This window comes from Halomonas sp. I5-271120 (assembly GCF_030553075.1).
Lineage (GTDB): Bacteria > Pseudomonadota > Gammaproteobacteria > Pseudomonadales > Halomonadaceae > Onishia > Onishia taeanensis_A.
The window spans coordinates 2,803,431-2,824,030 of the sequence record NZ_CP130701.1; the positions used below are offsets into that span (position 1 = coordinate 2,803,431).

Genomic DNA, 20,600 nt, shown 5'->3' on the forward strand with positions numbered 1-20,600 from the left:
GAGAGACGACTTATGCGAGCTCAATCGACCTTTTTATTCCGCTGTGTTTTGGCCCTGTTGCTGTGCCTGGCGATGCTGCCGGCTCAGGCCCAATCCAAGGCGCCCGACGAGACGCCGGAGCAGCTGATCCGCGAAAGCATCGACAATCTGATGGGCAAGATCGAGGGCCGTCGCGGCTACTTTTCCGAGAACCTGAGCGAGCTGGAATCGCTGGTCGATGACAGCCTTAACGATGTGGCCGACTTTCGCTATATCGGGGCCAGCGTCATGGGTCGCTATTTCCGCAACGCAAGCCCCGCTCAGCGTTCGCGTTTCGTCGACACCTTCCGCCAGACCCTGATCGATACCTATGCCAAGGGCCTGGTGACCTTCGACTACCGCGAGGTGCGGGTGCTTGATCAGCAGCAGGACTCTCGTCAGTCCGATCAGGCCAGTGTCGACATGGAGGTGGTCGCCAACGATGGCACCGTTTACCCGGTCAGCTATTCCTTGCGCCTGGATAACGGACAGTGGAAGGTCGTCAACGTGATCGTCAATGGCATCAATCTGGGGCTGACCTTCCGCAACCAGTTCGATCAGGCCATGCGCGACAACGGCCGTGATTACGATGCCACCATCGACCAATGGTCACCCGATGTTGATGTCAGCGACGAAGGCCAGGGCGCATGACCCGTCTGTTCGACGAGCATGATGTGAGCCTCGAGGTCGCCGAGGGAGAGCTTGCCGTCAGCGGCGACGTGGATTTCGACGTCGCCGCCCCGCTGGCCGCCGCTGGTGCCAAGTGGATCGCCGACCAGCCCGTCACCGACGCGCTGCAGTTTGACCTGCGCGGCGTCGACAGGGTCAGCAGCGCCGCGCTGAGCGTCATGCTCGAGTGGCTGCGCAGTGCCCAGCGTGCCGGTATTGAGGTAGAGGGGGTGCAGCTTTCCCCGGCGCTGGCCAAACTCACGGCGCTGGCTGGTCTGGACTCTCTCCTGCCGCAGGCTGATGCCGACGCGACTGCTCCGGCCGACTGAGTTCGTCGGCCGCGGCCCTGGTCATTCGTTGGCCCCGGCCCTGGTCAAAGGCCCCGGTGTTTTCTGCCATCGCCATCGACGGCGCTTTTGATTACCATGTGGCCTTTCTCGTCTCGTGATGCGGTGACGTGTCTGCACCGCACCCTTCCCGTGTTTCCAAGGAGGCATCCCCATGCAACCCCAAGACGTCAAGGCGCTGCTTGAGACGCGCATTGCCGACTGCGACTTTCATATCCAGGGTGAAGGCTGCAACTTTCAGGTCGTCGCCGTGGGCGAGGTCTTCAATGGCCTGACGCCGGTCAAGCGACAGCAGCTGATCTATGGTGCGCTCTCTGAAGAAATCGCCAGCGGCGCTCTGCATGCCGTCAGCATCAAGACCTATACCCCGACCCAGTGGCAGACCGCCGCCGAAAATGTCGGGGCTTGAGTGACGGACTTTCATGGATAAGCTGATCATTACCGGCAATGGCCCCCTCGATGGCGAGGTATGGGCCAGTGGTGCCAAGAACTCGGCCCTGCCGATCCTGTGTTCGTCGTTGCTGGCGCAAGGGCCCGTGACGCTCGGTAACCTGCCGCACCTGCAGGACATCACGACCTCTCTCGAACTGCTTGGGCGCATGGGCGTCGATCTGGTGATGGGCGACAAGATGGCCATCCAGCTCGACGCCTCTGAGGTGACCGAGTGTCATGCGCCTTATGACCTGGTCAAGAAGATGCGCGCCTCGATCCTGGTGCTGGGGCCGCTGCTGGCGCGCTTCGGTAAGGCCGACGTGTCGTTGCCGGGTGGTTGTGCCATCGGCTCGCGCCCGGTCGACCTGCATATCCGTGGCCTGGAGGCGATGGGTGCCGACATCAACGTCGAGAATGGCTACATTCGTGCCACGGCGCCGGGTGGGCGTCTCAAGGGTGCGACGATCTTCTTTGACGTGGTGACCGTGACCGGCACAGAGAACCTATTGATGGCCGCCACGCTTGCTGAGGGCACTACGGTGCTCGAGAACGCCGCCAAGGAACCCGAGATAGCCGATCTCGCCGAGTGCCTGATCAAGATGGGTGCACGGATTCGCGGTCACGGTACCGACACCATCACCGTCGAGGGCGTCGAGCAGCTACACGGCTGCTATCACGACATCATGCCCGACCGCATCGAGACCGGTACCTTCCTGGTGGCTGCCGCGGTGACCCGTGGTCGAGTCAGGGTCCGCCGGACCCGTGCCGATATTCTCGAGGCCGTGCTCGCCAAGCTCGAGGAAGCGGGTGGCCATGTCACCACCGGTGAGGACTGGATCGAGCTCGACATGAAGGGGCAGCGCCCGAAGGCGGTCAATGTACGCACCGCGCCTTATCCGGCCTTTCCTACCGACATGCAGGCGCAGTTCGTGGCCATGAATGCGGTGGCCGAAGGCACCGGGCGGGTCGTCGAGACAATCTTCGAGAACCGCTTCATGCACGTCCAGGAACTCAACCGAATGGGCGCCAAGATCGCTCTCGAAGGCAACACCGCGGTGGTCACCGGCGTCGATCAGCTCTCAGGTGCGCCGGTGATGGCGACCGACCTGCGGGCCTCGGCCTCGTTGGTGGTAGCGGCGATGATCGCTAAGGGCGAGACCCTGGTTGATCGTATTTATCATATCGACCGCGGCTATGAATGCATCGAGGAAAAGCTGCAGTTGCTGGGCGCCAAGATCCGTCGCGTGCCCGGCTAGTCATCCACGGAATTGCGAACCCCATCATGTCCAAGCAACTGATTCTGGCCCTCTCGAAGGGCCGTATTCTCGACGAGACCCTGCCGCTGCTGGCCGATGCCGGCATCTGGCCCGCCGAAGACCTGGGCAAGAGCCGCAAGCTGCTGTTCGATACCAACCTGCCGGACGTCAAACTGGTGGTGATTCGCGCGACCGATGTGCCGACCTATGTGCAGCTGGGTGCTGCCGACCTGGGCGTCGCCGGCAAGGATGTGCTGCTCGAACATGGCGCCGAGGGGCTCTATGAGCCGCTGGATCTCGAGATCGCGCGCTGCAAGCTGATGACCGCCGGGATCACCGGTGCTGAGCCGGCCCGCGCCCGTCGTCGGGTGGCCACCAAGTTCGTCTCGGTGGCGCGTCGCTACTATGCCGAACAGGGTATCCAGGCCGAGGTCATCAAGCTCTACGGAGCGATGGAACTGGCGCCGCTGATGAACCTGGCCGACGAGATCGTCGACATCGTCGATACCGGCAATACCCTGCGCGCCAACGGCATGGAGCCCCGCGAGAAAATCGCGGATATCAGCACCCGGTTGGTCGTTAACCAGGCCGCGATGACCATGAAACATGATCGCCTGAAGCCCTTGCTCAACCGGCTGCGCGAAGCTGTGGCCAGTCGGCGCGACTAAGATGTCGCTGCCGTATATGGCGGGTAAGTACTGTTGTTAAGTACTGCTGTTAAGTACTGCGGGTAAGTACTGCCGCTAACGAAGTGCGACCAAGACAGCGAGACCAAGACAGCGAGACCAAGACAGCGAGACCAAGACAGCGAGACCATGACGTACGAGCCTTTCTGTACTTGTCTGTACTTGTCTGTACTTGTCTGTAGCAGTGCAAGCCTGCCTGTGACCCTTGCCCGCAACCTCATGGCATTGCTCGAGGGTTGTTGGGTGAGCCCGGTCCTTATGGCGCAATAGCGTGAATGTCTTGTCGCCATAGGGCCGAGCCGCTTGCCAGCCGCTTTGCGGCGACACATGCTGGTCGCCTGTCCTGTTTTTCCATCGTCTGTGTAGAGAGCATCATGACCGATTCCGTTGCCGCTTCCCTCGAGATCTCCCGCTTGTCCACGCAGGATGCCGATTTCGATGCCCGCCTCGAGGCGCTGCTGGCCTGGGAAGGCGTGTCCGACGCCGAGGTGCAGTCGCGGGTCGAGGAAATCCTGCGCGGGGTGCGTGAGCGCGGTGATGCGGCGCTTGTCGAGTACACCAACCGCTTCGATCGCCTGTCGGCCCAGAGTATGGATGAGCTGACCATCGGCGCTGCGCGGCTGCGCCAGGCCTTTGACGGGCTGCCTGCCGAGCAGCGTGAGGCGCTGGCGGCGGCTGCCGAGCGCGTGCGGGTCTATCACGAACACCAGAAGCCGGGTTCCTGGCAGTACACCGAGGATGACGGCACCGTGCTTGGCCAGCAGGTCATGCCGCTGGACCGCGCCGGCATCTACGTGCCCGGCGGCAAGGCTGCCTATCCTTCATCGGTGCTGATGAACGCGATTCCGGCCCATGTCGCTGGCGTGCGCGAGATCGTGATGGTGGTGCCCACCCCGGATGGCATCCTCAACGAGCTGGTGTTGGCGGCGGCCCACCTGGCGGGCGTCGACTGGGTCTTTACCCTGGGCGGCGCCCAGGCCGTGGCAGCGCTCGCCTATGGCTCCGAGACGGTGCCGCGAGTCGACAAGATCGTGGGGCCCGGCAATATCTATGTGGCCACCGCCAAGCGCGCCGTGTTTGGTCAGGTCGGCATCGACATGATCGCCGGCCCCTCGGAGATTCTGGTGATCTCCGACGGCGCGACCGACCCGGATTGGCTGGCCATGGACCTCTTCTCCCAGGCCGAGCACGACGAAGACGCTCAGGCGATCTTCGTCAGTTGGGACGCCGAGCATGTGGTAGCGGTCGAGGAGGCCATGACGCGCCTGCTGCCGACCATGGAGCGTGCGCCGATCATTCGTGATTCTCTGGCCGGGCGTGGGGCACTGATCACCTGTCGCGACCGCGACGAGGCTGTTGCGCTGATCAACCGCATCGCGCCTGAGCATCTCGAACTCTCGCTAGAGGACCCCGACGCGTTGCTGCCTGAGATTCGCCATGCGGGTGCGATCTTCATGGGCCGCTATACCGCCGAGGCCCTGGGCGACTACTGCGCCGGCCCGAATCACGTGCTGCCGACGTCCGGTACCGCGCGCTTCTCCTCGCCGCTCGGGGTCTATGACTTCCAGAAACGCTCCTCGATCATTCACTGTTCGGCGGACGGTGCCTCGATGCTTGGGCGCACTGCGTCGGTGCTCGCCCGGGGCGAATCGCTCACCGCACATGCGCGCTCTGCCGAGTATCGCATCAAGGATTGAGGCGAATCAGCGGTGCTTGCACAGCAAAAAGGCCCTGCCATTGGCGGGGCCTTTTGGTATCCGTCTAGTGCCTGCCTTTCCTTTAGACCTGACGTTCTTTTAGGTCTGCTGTTCTTTTAGATAGGTGTCCATCCAGGCGTGCCGATGCTGTTGTTCGGCCGCGCTTGGAAGCGCTGCCTCTCATATAAGGCAGCTCCCTGTCAGACAACGCCTGGTTACCGTCTAGGGCTGGGGCTGGGGCTGAGGTTGGGACTGTGGCTGGCTGACCTCGGCGGTCGGGCGCTCGCCCACCTCGAGGGTCACGTCCATACGCTCGCCGTTGCGCACCAGGCTTAGCGGCAGCTGCGTGCCAGGAGAGATGGCGGCGATATCGGTCATCACCGCCCGAGCATCGCGGATGGTGCGGCCGTCGACCTTGATCAGCACATCGCCGGGCTGCAGGCCGGCAGCATCGGCTGGGCCATCCGGAACTATGCCCGAGATCACGACCCCTGCTACGGAGTCCAGACCGAAGGAGGCGGCCAGCTCGCGGGTCATCTCCTGGGCTTCGATGCCTAGCCAGCCTCGAATCACTCGGCCCTGAGTGACTAGCTCGTTGAGAATTTCGCGGGCCAGGTTGGCCGGAATAGCGAAGCCGATGCCCTGGGAGCCGCCGGAGCGGGAGAAAATAGCGGTGTTGATGCCGACCAGCGCGCCTTCGGGATTGATCAGGGCGCCGCCGGAGTTCCCCGGATTGATCGCCGCGTCGGTCTGAATGAAATCCTCATAGGCATTCAGGCCTAGGTGACTGCGGCCGGTGGCACTAACGATGCCCATGGTCACGGTCTGGCCGACCCCGAAGGGGTTGCCGATGGCCAGGGCCACATCGCCCACGGCTGCCTGTGACGAGTCGGAGAGCGCGATGACCGGAAGATCTTCGAGATCGATGCGCAGCACGGCCAGGTCGCTCTCCGGGTCGGTGCCGATGACCTCGGCGAGCGTTTCGCGGCCGTCGCGCAGCGCCACCTGGATCTGATCGGCCCCCTTGATGACATGATGGTTGGTCAGCACGTAGCCCTCATCGCTGATGATGACCCCCGACCCCAGGCTCGAGAGCATGCGCTGGCGGCTGGGCGTGTCCTTGCCGAAGAACTGACGGAAAAACGGGTCCGACATCAGCGGGTGCTGCTCACTTTCGACGATGCGCGAAGAGTAGATGTTGACCACGGCAGGTGCCGCTCTCTCCACCGCCTCTGAATAGCTGACCGGGCCGGCATTTCGTGATAATGCCGGGGCATTCTTGACCTCGGGAGCCGGGCGTTTGACCTCGGGGGGCGTCGCAGTCTCTTGCACGGGCTGTGGGCTGGCGGCTGGCGGCGACACGGAAGGGGCTTGACCGCTGAGCTTCGGGAAAGCAATCAGCAGCACGATGGCAACCAGGACACCGGCCACGGTTGGCCAGACGAGGGGCAGGAGAAAACGACGCATGAAGAATCCTTGTCATCGGTGGCGGTCGCTGGGGGCCGACGCAGCCGGTACAATTGGCGGATTGTATCATTGCTCATGTACCGATGCCCGGAGGCCCGAATGATATCTCGCGATGCCCTGGTCACTGCCTGCGACGAGCGTCTGCAGGCGGCGCGCTTCAAGGATTACACTATCAATGGCCTGCAGGTCGAGGGACGCAGCCGAGTGACCCGCGTGATGACTGGCGTCACCGCCTGTCAGGCGCTGGTCGATGAGGCGATTGCCTGGCAGGCGGATCTGCTGCTGGTTCATCACGGCTACTTCTGGAAGAACGAGCCGGTCGAGGTGGTCGGCATGAAGCGGCGCCGGCTGGCGGCCTTGCTGGCTAACGATATCAACCTGCTGGCCTATCATCTGCCGCTGGATGCTCATCCCGAGCTTGGCAACAATGCCTGCCTGGCCGAGCGGCTGGGCCTGGTCGTCGACGGCTGTGCCGATGGTGAGCTGGGCGAAGGGCTATTGTGGCTGGGCCACCCCGGCGAGGCGCTGGCCGGTTCGGGTGACAATGACCAGGCCCTCGACGAGCGTGGCTTGGCAAAGCATGTCGCCAAGCAGCTCGGTCGGGAGCCGCTTCTGATCGAAGGGCACCAAGGGCCGGTCAAGCGTATCGCCTGGTGCACCGGCGGCGCTCAGGACATGATCGCCGCGGCTCATGCGGCAGGCGCGGATGTCTTCATCTCGGGCGAGATTTCCGAGCGGACCACTCACCTGGCACGCGAGCTGGGCATCGGCTATCTGGCGGCGGGTCATCATGCCACCGAGCGCTACGGCGTTCAGGCCATGGGAGAATGGTTGGCCGCCGAGCATGGTGTTACCCACCGTTTCGTGGATATCGACAATCCGGCCTGAAACTGCCCTGAAAACGACCCCGCAAACGAAAGCGCCGGCCATCAAGGCCGGCGCTTTCGTCGTTTTTGGCAAACCTCTCGCTTGTGTCGCTAGGCGTCAGCGAGATCAGTAGCGGGGAGGCTGGGCGGGATTCTGCTCCTCGCCGCGCTGCAGGCCGAAGTCCTCGGAGAGAGTGCCGTGCCCGCCGTCGGCATAGTCGCGCGGCATGTCCAGGGTTTCATCAGGCTCCGTCGCGTCGGTCTCCGGGTGGAGGCGGCGCTTGACCTGCTGGTCTTGGCCGAGCTGATCGGCCCCCTGCGCCAGCTGTTGTTCCAGCTCGCGGCTCTGGCGCTGAATGCTGGCCACCAGGTCGGCCGCTCGCACGAAATGATCGTTCAGCGAGTCCTTGACCTGGTGAAGCTCGAGTTCAGTCTCGGCCAGGCGTTGGCGGACCTTCTGATTGCGCGCCACGTTGGCGTTGAGCAGGTGGTAGCCCAGCGCGCCGATGCCGATGCCGGCAAGCCCGCAGGCCAGGGCCAGGATCCAGTCGATGTTGCTCTCGTACACGTCGTTCCCCTTATGGTTCTGTCTTCCCGGCACCGGTACTTGACTGCCGGGGGTGGCGCGTTATCGAGGTCGCGACCTGCGCCTCCCCTGGCTCCATTATATGAGGGAGAGCGAGACTCAGGTCAATGCGCAGGCGCTGCCATCATGGCTGCTCTGTGCGCTCGACGTCTCGATACGTATAATGTTCGCTTTCGATCACCACCGTCCGAGGTAGCCAAGACGCTGATGTGTGCGACAACGACTTCCGCTGGTTCTTCTGCGTCCGCTCAAGCGGGCACGCCCCTGGCTCGCTACCAGGCCGACCTTGAACGCGAGGGATTCGCCTACGATAAAGCCCAGGAGCAGGCGGTTCGTCATCTGCAGCGGCTCTATGATGATCTGCTGACCACGCCCCAGCGAGCGCCGCGCCCGCCCGCTGATGAGCGCAAGGGGCTCAAGTCCCGGGTCGCCGGTCTGTTCGGCGCCAAGCAGACCGCCTCGCCCTTCGAAGCGCCGCCGGCGGTGATGGGCCTGTATTTCTGGGGAGGAGTCGGTCGCGGCAAAACCTATCTGGTCGACACCTTCTACGAGGCGCTGCCCTTTTCCGAGAAGATGCGCACCCATTTTCACCGCTTCATGCAGCGAGTGCACAACGAACTCGAGCACTACAAGGGCGAGAAGGACCCGCTGAAGCTGATCGCCGCCAAGTTCGCCCGTGAGGCGAGGGTGATCTGCTTCGACGAGTTCTTCGTCAAGGACATCACCGACGCCATGATTCTCGCGACCCTGCTCGAGTCGCTGTTCGAGCACGGCGTGGTGCTGGTGACGACCTCCAATATCGTGCCTTCCGAGCTGTACAAGGATGGCCTGCAGCGGGCGCGTTTCCTGCCCGCCATCGATTTGCTCGAGCGTCATTGCGAGGTGGTCAACGTCGACTCGGGGGTCGACTACCGGCTGCGCGCCCTGCAGCGTGCCGCCATCTTCCACGCACCGCTGGATGAGGCTGCCGACGACGAGCTCGCGCGCAGTTTTCGCGAGCTCGCCGGGTACGATGGCGAGCAGGATGAGCGCATCGAGATCAATCATCGGTTGCTGCGTTCGCGCCGCCTGCATGAAGATGTGGTGTGGTTTGACTTCGCAGAGCTGTGTGACGGTCCTCGCAGCCAGAATGATTACATCGAGCTGGCCCGCGAGTTTCATACCGTGCTGGTGTCCGGCGTGCCGCGCATGGGCCGGGGCAGCGACGACCAGGCGCGGCGCTTCATCAATATGGTCGACGAGTTCTATGACCGAGCAGTGAAGCTTCTGATGTCCGCCGAAGTGCCGGTCGAGTCGCTTTACACCGAAGGCAGTCTTGGTTTCGAGTTCGATCGCACCCTCTCGAGGCTGCAGGAAATGCAGTCCCACGAGTATCTGGCGCTGGCGCATAAGCCGTGAATTTCCCGCGTGGACTCTTAACCTGATCGAACGAGTCATGTACACTGCGCGCTCGCTCGAACGTTGTCGCTCGATTTGCCTCTGTGGCAAGTGGTCGACAACCAAGAAAAATAGGGATGGTAGGCGGCGTCATTAGACGTTTTAGTCCTGCCCCATGCGACAATTGGTGATTCAACCCATGAAGACGTTTTCTGCTAAGCCGCAGTCCGTCGAGCGCGACTGGTACGTCGTCGACGCTACGGACAAGACTCTCGGTCGCCTGGCCACCGAGATCGCTCGCCGCCTGCGTGGCAAGCACAAGCCGGAATACACCCCGCACGTCGACACCGGCGATTACATCGTCGTGGTCAACGCCGAGAAGGTGACGGTCACCGGCAACAAGGCACAGGCCAAGACCTACTATCGTCACACCGGTTATCCGGGTGGCCTGCGCTCCATGACCTTCGAGAAGATGATCGATCACGCTCCCGAGCGCGTCATCGAGTCTGCCGTCAAGGGCATGCTGCCGAAAGGCCCGCTGGGTCGCGCCATGTACTCGAAACTCAAGGTCTATGCCGGTACCGAGCATCCGCATGCCGCCCAGCAGCCGCAAGAACTGAACATCTAAGGGGTAGATTGCCATGACTCAACAGTATTACGGTACCGGTCGCCGCAAGACGTCCACCGCACGCGTCTTCCTCAAGCCGGGCACCGGCAAAATCACCGTCAATAGCCGCGAACTCAACGAGTTCTTCGGTCGCGTCACTGGCCGCATGGTCGTCCGTCAGCCGCTCGAGTTGACCGAGACTCTGGACCAGTTCGACGTCTACGTGACCGTCAAGGGTGGCGGCGGTTCGGCTCAGGCCGGCGCTATCCGCCACGGCATCACTCGTGCGCTGATGCAATACAACGAAGACTTCCGCAGGCCGCTGCGTGAAGCCGGTTACGTCACTCGTGACGCCCGCGAAGTCGAGCGTAAGAAAGTCGGCCTGCGCAAAGCACGCCGCAGCCCGCAGTTCTCCAAGCGTTAAACGTTTCGAGAGTGCGTCAGAACGCCCGGTCCCCGTTGGGGGCCGGGCGTTTTTTTATGCCCGTTCAATGATTTGAGTCAGCTATGCTGCGTCATGTGGCAAGGCTTTCGCTTGTTTTAGTTCAGGCGGTTTCCTAACATGAAGATCATCTTATCCGTAGGTCGCGACAGTGTCTGGCGCGGTTAGGCAGCGGGTGATTGGATAGGGGGCATGACAAGATGGCGGATAAGGGCGTGAACAAAGGGCGGCGTCGCTTTCTCGTCGGTGCTACGACCGTCGTCGGGGCGGTGGGCGCGGTGGGAGTCGCGGTCCCTTTCGTTGCCTCCTGGCAGCCCAGTGCCAAGGCGCGTGCGGCAGGGGCTCCGGTGGAAGCGGATGTATCCAAGCTCGAATCCGGCCAGCAGATGACCGTCGCGTGGCGTGGCAAGCCCGTCTGGGTAGTGCGGCGCGACGACACCATGATCGAACAGATCAAGAGCATCGATCCTTCCCGCCTGCGGGACCCCGAGTCCTCGGCGCCGCAGCAGCCGAGCTACGTGGACCCTGAGCTGCGCTCCATCAAGCCCGAGATCCTGGTGCTGGTGGGCATCTGCACGCACCTTGGCTGCTCACCAACCTTCAGGCCTGAGCCCGGTGCTGCCGATTTAGGCGGTGATTGGCCGGGTGGCTATTTTTGCCCCTGTCATGGCTCGCGCTTCGATCTGGCGGGTCGGGTGTTCACCGGGGTACCGGCCCCCTTGAACCTGGAAGTGCCACCGCATCGCTATGACAATGACAACATTATCGTTGTCGGCGAAGACAAGGGGGCGGCCTGATGGGTAATCCGAATCGCGCCAAGGCAGAACGCGGCATCATGCGCTGGATCGATGATCGCTTTCCTGCCACCCAGATGTGGGAAGAGCATCTGGCCAAGTACTATGCACCCAAGAATTTCAATTTTTGGTACTTCTTCGGCTCACTGGCCCTGCTGGTGCTGGTCAACCAGATTCTGACCGGAGTGTGGCTGACCATGAGCTACAACCCTTCCGCGGAAGGGGCCTTCGCGTCGGTTGAGTACATCATGCGAGATGTCGAATTCGGCTGGCTGATTCGCTATATGCACTCCACCGGGGCCACGGCATTCTTCGTGGTGATCTACCTGCACATGTTCCGCGCGCTGCTCTATGGCTCCTACAAGGCGCCTCGGGAGCTGGTGTGGATCTTTGGCATGACCATCTATCTGGCGCTGATGGCCGAAGCCTTCATGGGGTATCTGCTGCCTTGGGGGCAGATGTCCTACTGGGGGGCTCAGGTCATTATCTCGCTTTTCTCGGCCATCCCGGTGGTGGGGGCGGACCTGACGCAGTGGATTCGCGGTGATTTCCTGATCTCCGGGATCACCCTGAATCGCTTCTTTGCGCTGCATGTAGTGGCCCTGCCGATCGTGATCCTCGGTCTGGTGGTGCTGCACATACTGGCGCTCCACGAGGTTGGCTCCAACAATCCGGACGGCGTCGACATCAAGGCCAAGAAGGATGAGTCCGGCAAGCCGCTGGACGGTATTCCGTTCCATCCCTACTACACGGTCAAGGATTTGGTGGGGGTGGCGGTATTCCTGTTTGTGTTCTGTGTGGTGATCTTCTATTTCCCGGAAGGGGGTGGGTACTTCCTGGAGCAGCCCAATTTCGAGCCCTCCGACCCGTTGAAGACACCCAACCATATCGCGCCGGTTTGGTACTTCACGCCTTTCTACGCGATGCTGCGCGCCATCACCTTCTCGCTGTTCGGCCTGGACTCCAAGTTCCTGGGGGTGATGGTCATGGGGAGCGCGATCGCGATCCTCTTCGTACTGCCCTGGCTGGACAAGAGCCCCGTACTTTCCATGCGCTACAAGGGTTGGCTGTCGAAGATCATGCTGGCGCTGTTTGCGATCAGTTTCGTGGTGCTCGGTGTGATTGGCGTGCTGCCGTCGACGCCGGGGAGGACCCTGGTGGCTCAGGTCTGCACGGCGGTGTATTTCGCCTTCTTCCTGCTGATGCCGATCTACACGCGGCTGGAGACCACCAAGCCCGTACCGGAAAGGGTGACTGGCTAATGAAAAAGCACATGTTTGCCTTGCTCGTCGCCTTGCTCGTGGCGCTGATGCCGATGACCGGGTTTGCTGCGGGCGGTCAGGCAGTCCATTTCGACGAGATGACCCCGGATCTGTCCGACAGGGCGTCGCTGCAGAATGGCATGAAGCTATTTACCAACTACTGCATGGGCTGTCACTCTCTGCAGTATCAGCGCTATTCCCGGGCAGCCGAGGACCTGGGCATCCCTCAGGATCTAGTCGAGCAGAAGCTGATCTTTTCCGAGGACCTGGCATTCAATGACCAGATGCGCAATGCCATGCAGAAGGGCGACGCCACCTCCTGGTTCGGCGCCGCGCCGCCGGACCTGACCCTCGAGGCGCGTCTGCGCGGCACGGACTGGATCTATACCTATCTGCGCAGCTTCTACAAGGACCCGGAGCGCCCGCTGGGTGTGAATAATACGGTGTTCCCGCTGGTAGGTATGCCCAATGCGCTGGAGCCGCTGCAGGGCGTGCAGGAGATGGTCTGTGCCGAGACTGATCGGCCGGTGCCCGGGCATGAGCCTGACCCGCTGACGGGCAAGTATCAGTCCTGCGATGTGCTCAAGGTGACCCAGGCGGGTAAGCTGGAGCCGGAGGCGTTTGATCGGGCGGTTTATGATCTGACCAACTTCCTGGCCTACGTCGGTGAGCCCTCCAAGCTTCAGGCCCAGGCGCTGGGGCCCAAGGTGTTGATTTTTATCTTTATCTTCGGCGTCATCGCCTATCTGCTCAAGCGAGAGTACTGGCGCGACATCCACTGAGACGACTCAGTGGTGGCATGGGGGCGCATGGCCGTTGGGCATGCGCCCTTGTCTATTTTCCATGACCCGTATCGCGGGTCTCGGCGCCTGGAAGCGCGGTCAACGTGTTATCATCCAGGCTCGAACTGTTGCGAGGAATGTTAAATGGGTGTTGTGGCCAAGCGGTCGTCGATGACCTTCTACTCCGGTAGCGATGATCACTTCAGTCATCGCGTGAGAATCGTGCTGGCAGAAAAAGGGGTTGCCGTCGACATCCTGGAAGTCAAGGAAGACAGTCATCCCGAAGAGCTGGCGGATCTCAATCCGTACAATAGCGTGCCGACGCTATTGGATCGTGATCTGGTGCTCTATGAGTCCAAGGTGATGATGGAGTATCTGGATGAGCGGTTTCCGCATCCTCCGCTGCTGCCTGTCTATCCGGTAGCCCGGGCGCAGAGCCGCCTGTGGATGCATCGCATCGAGCGGGAGTGGTGCCCGCTGATCGAACAGATCCAGCAGGGCAGCAAGAAGGATGCCGAGAAGGCGCGAAAGGAACTGCGTGAGAGCCTGATCGGCATCTCGCCGATCTTTGAGGACATGCCGTTCTTCATGAGCGAGGAATTCTCGCTGGTGGATTGCTGTCTGGCGCCGCTTCTTTGGCGACTGCCGGTACTGGGGATCGAGCTTCCTGAGAAACAGGTCAAGCCGCTGATGAATTATATGGAGCGCACTTTCGAGCGTGAGTCCTTCAAGGCCTCGCTGTCGGAAGCCGAGCGCGAGATGCGTACCTGATATACCACGGACCGGGCCATAGGGCCCGGACCACAGACAATGGAGGCCCGAGATGCTATCGAGTCGCCCCTATCTCGCTAGGGCTCTGTATCAATGGCTTCTGGACAACGATCAGACGCCTCATGTCGTCGTCGATGCCAAACAGCCTGGCGTCGAGGTGCCGGAACAGTTCGTGCAGAACGGTCAGATCGTGCTGAATATCGCGCCGCAGGCCGTTGAAGAACTGTTCATGGAAAACGATGCGATCAGCTTCAGCGCTCGCTTTGGCGGCAAGCCAATGCGGGTGATGGTGCCGATCGATGCCTTGATCGCGCTCTATGCCCGTGAAAACGGCGTGGGCATGGTGTTCGGTCACGAGCCGGTCATGCCGGGACATGAGGCGGAAGAGACTGACGCCGAGACTGGTGAAGCGGCATCCGACGAGCGCCCGTCACTGTCGAGCGTCGAGGATACTGGAGACGAAACCAGCAGTGGCGACGAGGGCGCGCCCAAGACGCCGCCCAAGGGTCGGCCATCGCTGCGCGTCATCAAGTAGACTCAGCTGATACTTTTTCCCTGAGAGGGCGGAGACTTTCTCTAAAGTAGGTCTCTTAAGTAAGTCTCTAAAGTAGGTCTCTTGATTAAAAAAGCCCTTGAACACAAAACGGCAGGCCCGAGGGCCTGCCGTTTTGTGTTTGCGTCATGATGCTCTGCAGAGTGCGGGTCAGTCGAGGTATTCGAAGACCTTGACGATCCGTTGCACGCCTCCCGCAGAGGATACGGCGGAAACGATGCGCTCGCTTTCGGCGCGGGTCACCAAGCCCATCAGATAGACGCTTGCGTTTTCCACCACGATATTGACGCGGCTCGCGTCGATGTTCTCGTTGGTCGCCAGGTTAGTCTTGAGGCGGGTGGACAGCCAGCCGTCGGACAGGCGTTGGCTCATCGGCAGGTTGGCGGCAATCGCCAATTGGTTGTGTACCTGGCGCACGTTGCGCACCTGTTCGGCGACGCTGGTGGCCTTATTCTTGAGCTCATCGCTCGGCACCTGGCCGGTCAGCAGTACCACGCCATTGAAGACGTCGACGTTGATGCGGGCATCGGCCAGTCGGGCGTCGGTCTTGCCCAGGTTGACACTGACCTTGGTCTGGATGCTCTCGTCCTCGACCTTGCTGCCCAGGGTGCGTTCGCCATAGTTCTCGCCAATCGGGCCATCGTTGGCCACGTTGGCAATGGTGGTGCAGCCGCCAAGGCCTAGGGTCAGGGCAAGAACAAGAGTGGGGATAATCGCGTTACGCATGGGGATCACTCGCTTGGGCCGAAGAGTTGTTCGTCGATCAAATCACACAGACAGTGGATGACCAAGAGGTGTACTTCCTGAATGCGCGCAGTAGAGGTGGCGGGCACGCGGATTTCACAGTCCTCCTGACCCAGTAGCGATGCCATGTCGCCGCCGTCGCGGCCAGTCAGGGCGACCACGGTCATGTCCCGGTCATGGGCGGCCTGGATGGCCTGGACCACGTTGGCCGAGTTGCCACTGGTGGAGATGGCCAGCAGCACGTCGCCGGGCTGGCCGAGGGCGCGAATCTGCTTTGAATAGACCTCGTTGTAGCTGTAGTCGTTGGCAATGGAGGTCAGGGTCGAGGTGTCGGTCGTCAGTGCCAGAGCCGGCAGACTCGGGCGTTCACGTTCGAAGCGGTTGAGCAGTTCGGAGGAGAAGTGCTGGCTATCACCGGCGCTGCCGCCGTTGCCGCAGGCCAGAATCTTGCCTTCGCTCACCAGGCACTGAACCATCATCTGGCTGGCGACCTCGATGAAGGGCGGTAACACTTCACTGGCGTAGGTCTTGGTGTCGATGCTGGCGTTGAAGTGTCCGAGAATTCGTGATTGGAAATCCATCTTGGCTTCCTGGTCCTGTAGCGATCAGAACGCTTCGAAGGCGCCCTTGACCCAGAGAAACTCCAGGTCGGGGGCGCTGCCGGTGACGGCGACCACATCGAAGCGGCAGGGACATGATAGCCCGTTGCGGGCGAGATAAAAACGCGCCGCCTTGATTAGGCGACGCTGCTTGCTGGTCGTCACCGTCTCCAGTGGGTGACCGTGACGGCTGTCGCGACGATGACGAACCTCGACGAACACCAGGGTCTCGCCCTCGCGCATCACCAGGTCCAACTCGCCGCCCTTGGCGTGCTGGTTTCGTGCGACCGGGGTGAGGCCGCGGGCGGCGAGCCAATCGTTGGCCAGGGCCTCGATGGCAGCGCCGCGCGCCCTTGCGTCAGCGGAGCTCGCCATTGCTCAGGTCACCATTGCCTAACCCACTGTTGTCAAGCTCGCCATCGCTGGCGCCGGTATTGCCTCTGCCGTCTGTCTGACCGGCCGGCCGGCGATTGCCCGAATCGGTATCGGTATCGGTGTCGATCATTCGTTCGCCTTCGGCTTCCAGGGGCGGCTGTGGCAAGCCGTCGATGAACTCCGCCCAAGGCAGCTGACGCTGGATGCGGCCATCATTGGCGGCGCGCAAGGTACCGGTAGCGCCGAACAGCTCGCTGCCGCTAATGGCCTGGAACTGGGGGAGACGCACGCCGAGTTCATAGGCGTCGACGCCCATGGCCATCAGCTTGAGCAGCGCGGGGTCGTCGGCTTCTGCGGACAGGGTGCGATAGCTTGCATAGAAAGGTAGTGCCTCGACGCCGCCAACGGCCGCATCGGGAATCAGCCAGGGGATCTCGACGAAACGCACGCCGTTCAGGTCGCTATCGGATCGCGGCTGAGGCCGCCCCTCGTAGGCCTGAGATGTCGCGTAGACCGGCAGGTCCGGCTGCTTCTGGTAGTCGAGCGTGGGTGGGATCTGGCGAGCGTAGCTTGGCAGTCCGAGCAGAAACATCATGTCTACCGGTCCACTCAGGCTGAGCAGACGCTTGACGCTGTTATTGACCAGGGCTTCTGGGTCGTAGTGCATCAAGTGTCCGATGTCGCCGCCCTGGTCTTCCCAGGTCTCACGGAAGGCTGTGCCGACTCGACGCCCCCAGTCATTGTTGGGCACCATGGCCGCCGCGCGACGGTGGCCGTCGCGAGCAGCGCGGATGGCCACCTGGCGTGCCTCATCCTCGACGGAAAGGCCGTATTGGAAGAGGTTTTCGGCGGCGTTGCGCTCGGCAGTGCCGTAGTTCAGGGCGAGTGTCGGCAGCGGCAGTCGCTGGCGCTTTTCCAGCTCTTCGACCTTGCTCTTGGCCAGAGGGCCGATCACGACTTGGGCGCCACGCATGGTGGCTTCGGCATACAGGGTGTTCAGATCCTGTTGGCTCGAGTCGATGAAATCCAGCTTGGGGGTGAAAGCGCCCTGTTGGCCGGCCTGTTCGTGGCGGGTCTCGATGCCGCGGCGGATGCGCCCGGCGACGGAGGCCAGCGGGCCCGACTCGGGCAGCAGGATGGCGATGCGCTCGACCCGAGTGCCGCGCAGATCGCGCAGGGCCAGCAGCTCGGCGGGCGGCTTGCGGGCAGCCGGATGATTGCGGTTGGCGTCGCGCCAGTTCGACAGTTGGACGAGCAGTTTATCAATATCGCCACCGCTCTGGCGTTGCAGCTCGAGCAGCGACAGCCAGCCCTGCGTCAGCTCATCGGCGTTGCTGCGCAGTGTCATCAGATCCTGTGCCGAGAGACGGTTTAGCTGCTTCCAGATAGCGTCGTTGGGGACATCGCTGCCGGTGGCTGCCTGGGCCTTCAGCATGGCCTGGGTCGCGGCCAGCGGTTCGTCGAGCATGCCCAGCGCCAGGCCGCGGCGGTAGCGCAGGTTATTGGCGGCGTCCTGGTCCAATTGCGCGCCGGCTTCAAGCAGGTCGGTGGCCTGAATCACGCTCCAGCCGTCTTCGGCCTCTAACCCCAGGCGCGACAGCAGCAGCGCCCATTCCTGGCGACGCTCGGCGCTGAGGGCGGTGTCGTCGAGCTGGGTAGCGATCTCCTTGGCCTTAGCCGCCTCGCCACGGCGTGCTAGGATGGTGGCCGCCTCGAGGCGGCTGTCGGCTGCCTGGCCGGGGGCCTGCTGCTCGGCCTGGCTGAGCAAGGCCTCCGGCGAACGCTCGGTCGACATCAGACTGGGCGCGGCGCAGCCGCTGACCATCAGTGCAAGCAGCGCCGCAGCCAGCAAGCCGCGTGACGATGTGTTCATGAATCCCTTCCTTAGATAACCCGCTTTCGGAATCGTAATGACAGTTTCAGATATTGGAGCATTGTACGTGGTCGCCACGCCGATTGGGAATCTCGACGATCTGTCGCCCAGGGCCCGTCAGGTGCTGGCTGATGTCGCTGTGATTGCCGCCGAGGATACCCGCCACAGTGCGCGCCTGCTGCGCCATCTGGGCCTTGAGCGGCCAATGCTCTCGCTGCACGAGCACAATGAAAGCGGGCGCGTCGCGCAGCTCAAGGCGCGGCTTGCCGCCGGCGAGGATGTGGCCTTGATCAGCGATGCCGGCACGCCGCTGATCTGTGATCCCGGCTTCTTGCTGGTCCGCGAGCTGCGTGCCAGCGGCTATCGAGTGGTGCCGATTCCTGGGGCCTGTGCTTTCGTCGCGGCACTCTCTGCGGCGGGGCTGCCTACCGACCGTTTCCTCTTTCAAGGCTTTTTGCCGGCCAAGGGCAGCGGCCGCCGCGGCCGCCTTTCGGCGCTGGTTGAGCGGGAAGAAACCCTGATCTTCTACGAATCCCCTCACCGTATTCGCGATACTCTCGAGGACATCGCCGGCAGTTTCGGCGCGCGGCGAGTGGTACTCGCCCGGGAACTGACCAAGACCTTCGAGACCTTCCTCGATGGCGATGCTACCTCGCTACTGTCGCGAATGGAGGAGGACCCGGATCAGGCGCGGGGCGAATTTGTGGTGATGGTGGCCGGCGCCTCGCCCAAGACGGACGACGATGAGGCGCTGGTCGAGGCCGAGACGCTGCTCAAGGCGCTGCTCGCCGAAGGGGTGGGCGTCAAGCAGGCGGCGGCGATCACCACCCGCTTGCTCGGCGGCGCCAAGAAGGCCTGGTACGCCCGTGCCCAGGCGCTCAAGGACGAGGCCGGGTGACGTGGCTCGGTCATGCAGTCATCGCTTGAGGGGGGATGGCTGCGCTGGTATTCTTCGCCGCTGGGAGTCAGCCAGACAGTCGCCGCTGAGGGCCTCTAGCAGGTCATCGGGGGAGGAAAGTCCGGGCTCCATAGGGCAGAGTGCCAGGTAACGCCTGGGCGGCGTGAGCCGACGGCCAGTGCAGCAGAGAGTAGACCGCCTACGTCTCCTTCGGGAGGCCGGTAAGGGTGAAAGGGTGCGGTAAGAGCGCACCGCGCGCCTGGCAACAGAGCGTGGCATGGTAAACCCCACTCGGAGCAAGACCAAATAGGAACCCATTGGCGTGGCCCGCGCTGGGTTCGGGTAGGTTGCTTGAGAAAGGTGGCGACGCCTTTCCTAGAGGAATGACTGTCCACGACAGAACCCGGCTTATCGGCCGACTCCCTTCCATTCCCCATCACCGGCTGGCCATGAGATGGTCGGCCGGTGTTTATGTTCGTATCGAGACCTGCATGACCTCACCTGAGAACGCCGCGGCCCCGTCTTCCTTTCTCCATGAAAGCGTGCTGCTCGACGGGGCGGTCGATGCCCTGCTCGTCGACCCCGCCGGTGCCTATCTCGACGGCACCTTCGGACGCGGCGGGCACTCCCGCCTGATCCTCTCGCGCCTGGCGCCAGAAGGACGTCTGCTGGCCATTGATCGCGATCCTCAGGCGCTGGCGGAAGCGGCCAGCATCGATGATGCCCGCTTTGCCATCGAGCGGGGTGAGTTCGCAAGGCTCGGTGAGATCGCCACCGCGCACGATCTGCACGGCCGGCTATCCGGCATCCTGCTTGATGTGGGTGTGTCCTCTCCCCAGCTCGACGACCCGGAGCGTGGCTTCAGTTTCATGCGCGATGGTCCGCTGGACATGCGTATGGACCCCGATCACGGCGAGAGTGCGGCCGACTGGCTTTCGCGGGCCAAGGTCGAGGACATCGCCTGGGTATTCAAGACCCATGGCGAAGAGCGCTTCGCCAAGCGTCTGGCTCGGGCCATCGTCGAGCGCCGTCAGGAGCGCCCTTTCACTCGCACCGGCGATCTGGCGGAAGTCATCAAGACGGCGCACCCCGCCTGGGAAAAGGGCAAGCATCCGGCGACGCGTGCCTTCCAGGCATTGCGCATCCATGTCAACGGGGAGCTCGAACAACTCGATGCCGCGCTCGACGCCGCACTGGAGGCCCTGGCGCCGGGCGGGCATCTGGTGGTCATCAGCTTTCATTCCCTCGAGGATCGGCGCGTCAAGCGCTTCATCCGCGAGCATGTGCGTGGCGACACCCACTTGCCCCGCGGCATGCCGATCCGCGATGATCAGCTCAATCGCCGCCTTGAAGCCGTCGGCAAGGCCCGGCGGGCCAATGCCGCCGAAGTCGAGGGGAATCCCCGTGCGCGCAGTGCCGTGATGCGAGTGGCGCGCAAGCTGAAATAGCCAGCACCCCGCAATCCGCTAGCCGCCAAGAGGCAGCAGCCGAGACGCAGC

The 20,600-nt window shown here is 62.6% G+C and carries 23 protein-coding genes and 1 other RNA gene; 18 read left to right on the plus strand and 6 right to left on the minus strand.

Annotation, left to right across the window (positions count from 1 at the left end):
* Positions 1–12 precede the first annotated feature (12 nt).
* From Q2K57_RS12545 to hisD, 6 genes are all read left to right on the plus strand, one after another.
* Positions 13–669, plus strand: coding sequence for a phospholipid-binding protein MlaC (locus Q2K57_RS12545; RefSeq protein WP_112053367.1), 657 nt, complete (start codon positions 13–15; stop codon positions 667–669).
* A complete protein-coding gene (locus Q2K57_RS12550; protein ID WP_112053366.1) occupies positions 666–1,016 on the plus strand; it encodes a lipid asymmetry maintenance protein MlaB in 351 nt (116 codons plus the stop codon). The genes Q2K57_RS12545 and Q2K57_RS12550 overlap by 4 nt, the downstream gene beginning before the upstream one ends.
* A 172-nt stretch (positions 1,017–1,188) precedes the next feature.
* Positions 1,189–1,443 (plus strand): BolA family protein, encoded by a 255-nt coding sequence (locus Q2K57_RS12555; RefSeq protein WP_175069628.1) that lies wholly within the window; start codon positions 1,189–1,191, stop codon positions 1,441–1,443.
* 13 nt (positions 1,444–1,456) lie between these two features.
* Positions 1,457–2,722, plus strand: a complete 1,266-nt coding sequence (gene murA / locus Q2K57_RS12560) for a UDP-N-acetylglucosamine 1-carboxyvinyltransferase (protein WP_112053365.1) — start codon at positions 1,457–1,459, stop codon at positions 2,720–2,722.
* A 26-nt stretch (positions 2,723–2,748) separates the two neighbouring features.
* Positions 2,749–3,390, plus strand: coding sequence for an ATP phosphoribosyltransferase (gene hisG / locus Q2K57_RS12565; RefSeq protein WP_112053364.1), 642 nt, complete (start codon positions 2,749–2,751; stop codon positions 3,388–3,390).
* A gap of 392 nt (positions 3,391–3,782) precedes the next feature.
* Positions 3,783–5,105 carry a histidinol dehydrogenase gene (gene hisD / locus Q2K57_RS12570; RefSeq protein ID WP_112053363.1) on the plus strand — a complete coding sequence of 441 codons (1,323 nt, stop codon included), beginning with the start codon at positions 3,783–3,785 and terminating at the stop codon, positions 5,103–5,105.
* Positions 5,106–5,327: 222 nt separating this feature from the next.
* Here the strand turns inward: hisD and Q2K57_RS12575 are convergent, their stop codons facing one another.
* Positions 5,328–6,572, minus strand: coding sequence for a Do family serine endopeptidase (locus Q2K57_RS12575; protein ID WP_304525265.1), 1,245 nt, complete (start codon positions 6,570–6,572; stop codon positions 5,328–5,330).
* A 99-nt stretch (positions 6,573–6,671) separates the two neighbouring features.
* Between Q2K57_RS12575 and Q2K57_RS12580 the strand changes: the two genes are divergently transcribed.
* Positions 6,672–7,460 (plus strand): Nif3-like dinuclear metal center hexameric protein, encoded by a 789-nt coding sequence (locus tag Q2K57_RS12580; protein WP_112053361.1) that lies wholly within the window; start codon positions 6,672–6,674, stop codon positions 7,458–7,460.
* A gap of 105 nt (positions 7,461–7,565) precedes the next feature.
* Here Q2K57_RS12580 and Q2K57_RS12585 read toward each other — a convergent pair whose 3' ends face one another.
* On the minus strand, positions 7,566–8,006 hold the full coding sequence (locus Q2K57_RS12585; protein ID WP_112053360.1) for a YhcB family protein: 441 nt from the start codon (positions 8,004–8,006) through the stop codon (positions 7,566–7,568).
* A gap of 225 nt (positions 8,007–8,231) precedes the next feature.
* Between Q2K57_RS12585 and zapE the strand changes: the two genes are divergently transcribed.
* From zapE to Q2K57_RS12625, 8 genes are all read left to right on the plus strand, one after another.
* Positions 8,232–9,422, plus strand: coding sequence for a cell division protein ZapE (gene zapE / locus Q2K57_RS12590; protein WP_304525266.1), 1,191 nt, complete (start codon positions 8,232–8,234; stop codon positions 9,420–9,422).
* Positions 9,423–9,600: 178 nt separating this feature from the next.
* Entirely contained in the window at positions 9,601–10,029 is a 429-nt protein-coding gene (rplM, locus tag Q2K57_RS12595) for a 50S ribosomal protein L13 (RefSeq protein WP_112053358.1), read from the plus strand.
* Positions 10,030–10,042: 13 nt separating this feature from the next.
* Positions 10,043–10,432, plus strand: a complete 390-nt coding sequence (gene rpsI, locus Q2K57_RS12600; protein ID WP_304525267.1) for a 30S ribosomal protein S9 — start codon at positions 10,043–10,045, stop codon at positions 10,430–10,432.
* Between the two features lie 218 nt (positions 10,433–10,650).
* Positions 10,651–11,247, plus strand: a complete 597-nt coding sequence (gene petA / locus Q2K57_RS12605; RefSeq protein WP_112053356.1) for a ubiquinol-cytochrome c reductase iron-sulfur subunit — start codon at positions 10,651–10,653, stop codon at positions 11,245–11,247.
* The gene (locus Q2K57_RS12610) at positions 11,247–12,506 is read left to right on the plus strand and encodes a cytochrome bc complex cytochrome b subunit (protein WP_112053355.1); all 1,260 of its coding nucleotides are present in this window, start codon (positions 11,247–11,249) and stop codon (positions 12,504–12,506) included. Before petA ends, Q2K57_RS12610 begins: the two co-directional genes overlap by 1 nt.
* A complete protein-coding gene (locus Q2K57_RS12615; RefSeq protein ID WP_112053354.1) occupies positions 12,506–13,288 on the plus strand; it encodes a cytochrome c1 in 783 nt (260 codons plus the stop codon). The genes Q2K57_RS12610 and Q2K57_RS12615 overlap by 1 nt, the downstream gene beginning before the upstream one ends.
* A gap of 144 nt (positions 13,289–13,432) precedes the next feature.
* Positions 13,433–14,059: a stringent starvation protein SspA gene (sspA, locus tag Q2K57_RS12620; protein ID WP_112053353.1), complete on the plus strand. Its 627-nt coding sequence runs from the start codon at positions 13,433–13,435 to the stop codon at positions 14,057–14,059.
* Positions 14,060–14,111: 52 nt separating this feature from the next.
* Complete coding sequence (locus tag Q2K57_RS12625) at positions 14,112–14,594, plus strand: ClpXP protease specificity-enhancing factor (protein WP_304525268.1); 483 nt, start codon at positions 14,112–14,114, stop codon at positions 14,592–14,594.
* Between the two features lie 168 nt (positions 14,595–14,762).
* On the opposite strand, the gene Q2K57_RS12630 is transcribed toward Q2K57_RS12625, so the two are convergent.
* From Q2K57_RS12630 to Q2K57_RS12645, 4 genes are read right to left on the minus strand one after another with little or no spacing between them, the layout of a single operon-like run.
* The gene (locus Q2K57_RS12630) at positions 14,763–15,338 is read right to left on the minus strand and encodes a BON domain-containing protein (protein ID WP_304525269.1); all 576 of its coding nucleotides are present in this window, start codon (positions 15,336–15,338) and stop codon (positions 14,763–14,765) included.
* Between the two features lie 5 nt (positions 15,339–15,343).
* A complete protein-coding gene (locus Q2K57_RS12635) occupies positions 15,344–15,937 on the minus strand; it encodes a phosphoheptose isomerase (protein ID WP_092524643.1) in 594 nt (197 codons plus the stop codon).
* Positions 15,938–15,961: 24 nt separating this feature from the next.
* The gene (locus Q2K57_RS12640) at positions 15,962–16,330 is read right to left on the minus strand and encodes a YraN family protein (RefSeq protein ID WP_112053350.1); all 369 of its coding nucleotides are present in this window, start codon (positions 16,328–16,330) and stop codon (positions 15,962–15,964) included.
* A complete protein-coding gene (locus tag Q2K57_RS12645) occupies positions 16,314–18,203 on the minus strand; it encodes a penicillin-binding protein activator (RefSeq protein WP_304525270.1) in 1,890 nt (629 codons plus the stop codon). The genes Q2K57_RS12640 and Q2K57_RS12645 overlap by 17 nt, the downstream gene beginning before the upstream one ends.
* A 37-nt stretch (positions 18,204–18,240) precedes the next feature.
* Between Q2K57_RS12645 and rsmI the strand changes: the two genes are divergently transcribed.
* The 3 genes from rsmI (at position 18,241) to rsmH (ending at position 20,549) form a co-directional block, all read left to right on the plus strand.
* On the plus strand, positions 18,241–19,101 hold the full coding sequence (rsmI, locus tag Q2K57_RS12650) for a 16S rRNA (cytidine(1402)-2'-O)-methyltransferase (protein ID WP_112053348.1): 861 nt from the start codon (positions 18,241–18,243) through the stop codon (positions 19,099–19,101).
* 63 nt (positions 19,102–19,164) lie between these two features.
* An RNA gene (gene rnpB / locus Q2K57_RS12655) (RNase P RNA component class A) lies at positions 19,165–19,528 on the plus strand.
* Between the two features lie 64 nt (positions 19,529–19,592).
* Positions 19,593–20,549, plus strand: a complete 957-nt coding sequence (gene rsmH, locus Q2K57_RS12660) for a 16S rRNA (cytosine(1402)-N(4))-methyltransferase RsmH (protein ID WP_181463004.1) — start codon at positions 19,593–19,595, stop codon at positions 20,547–20,549.
* Positions 20,550–20,600: the final 51 nt, after the last annotated feature.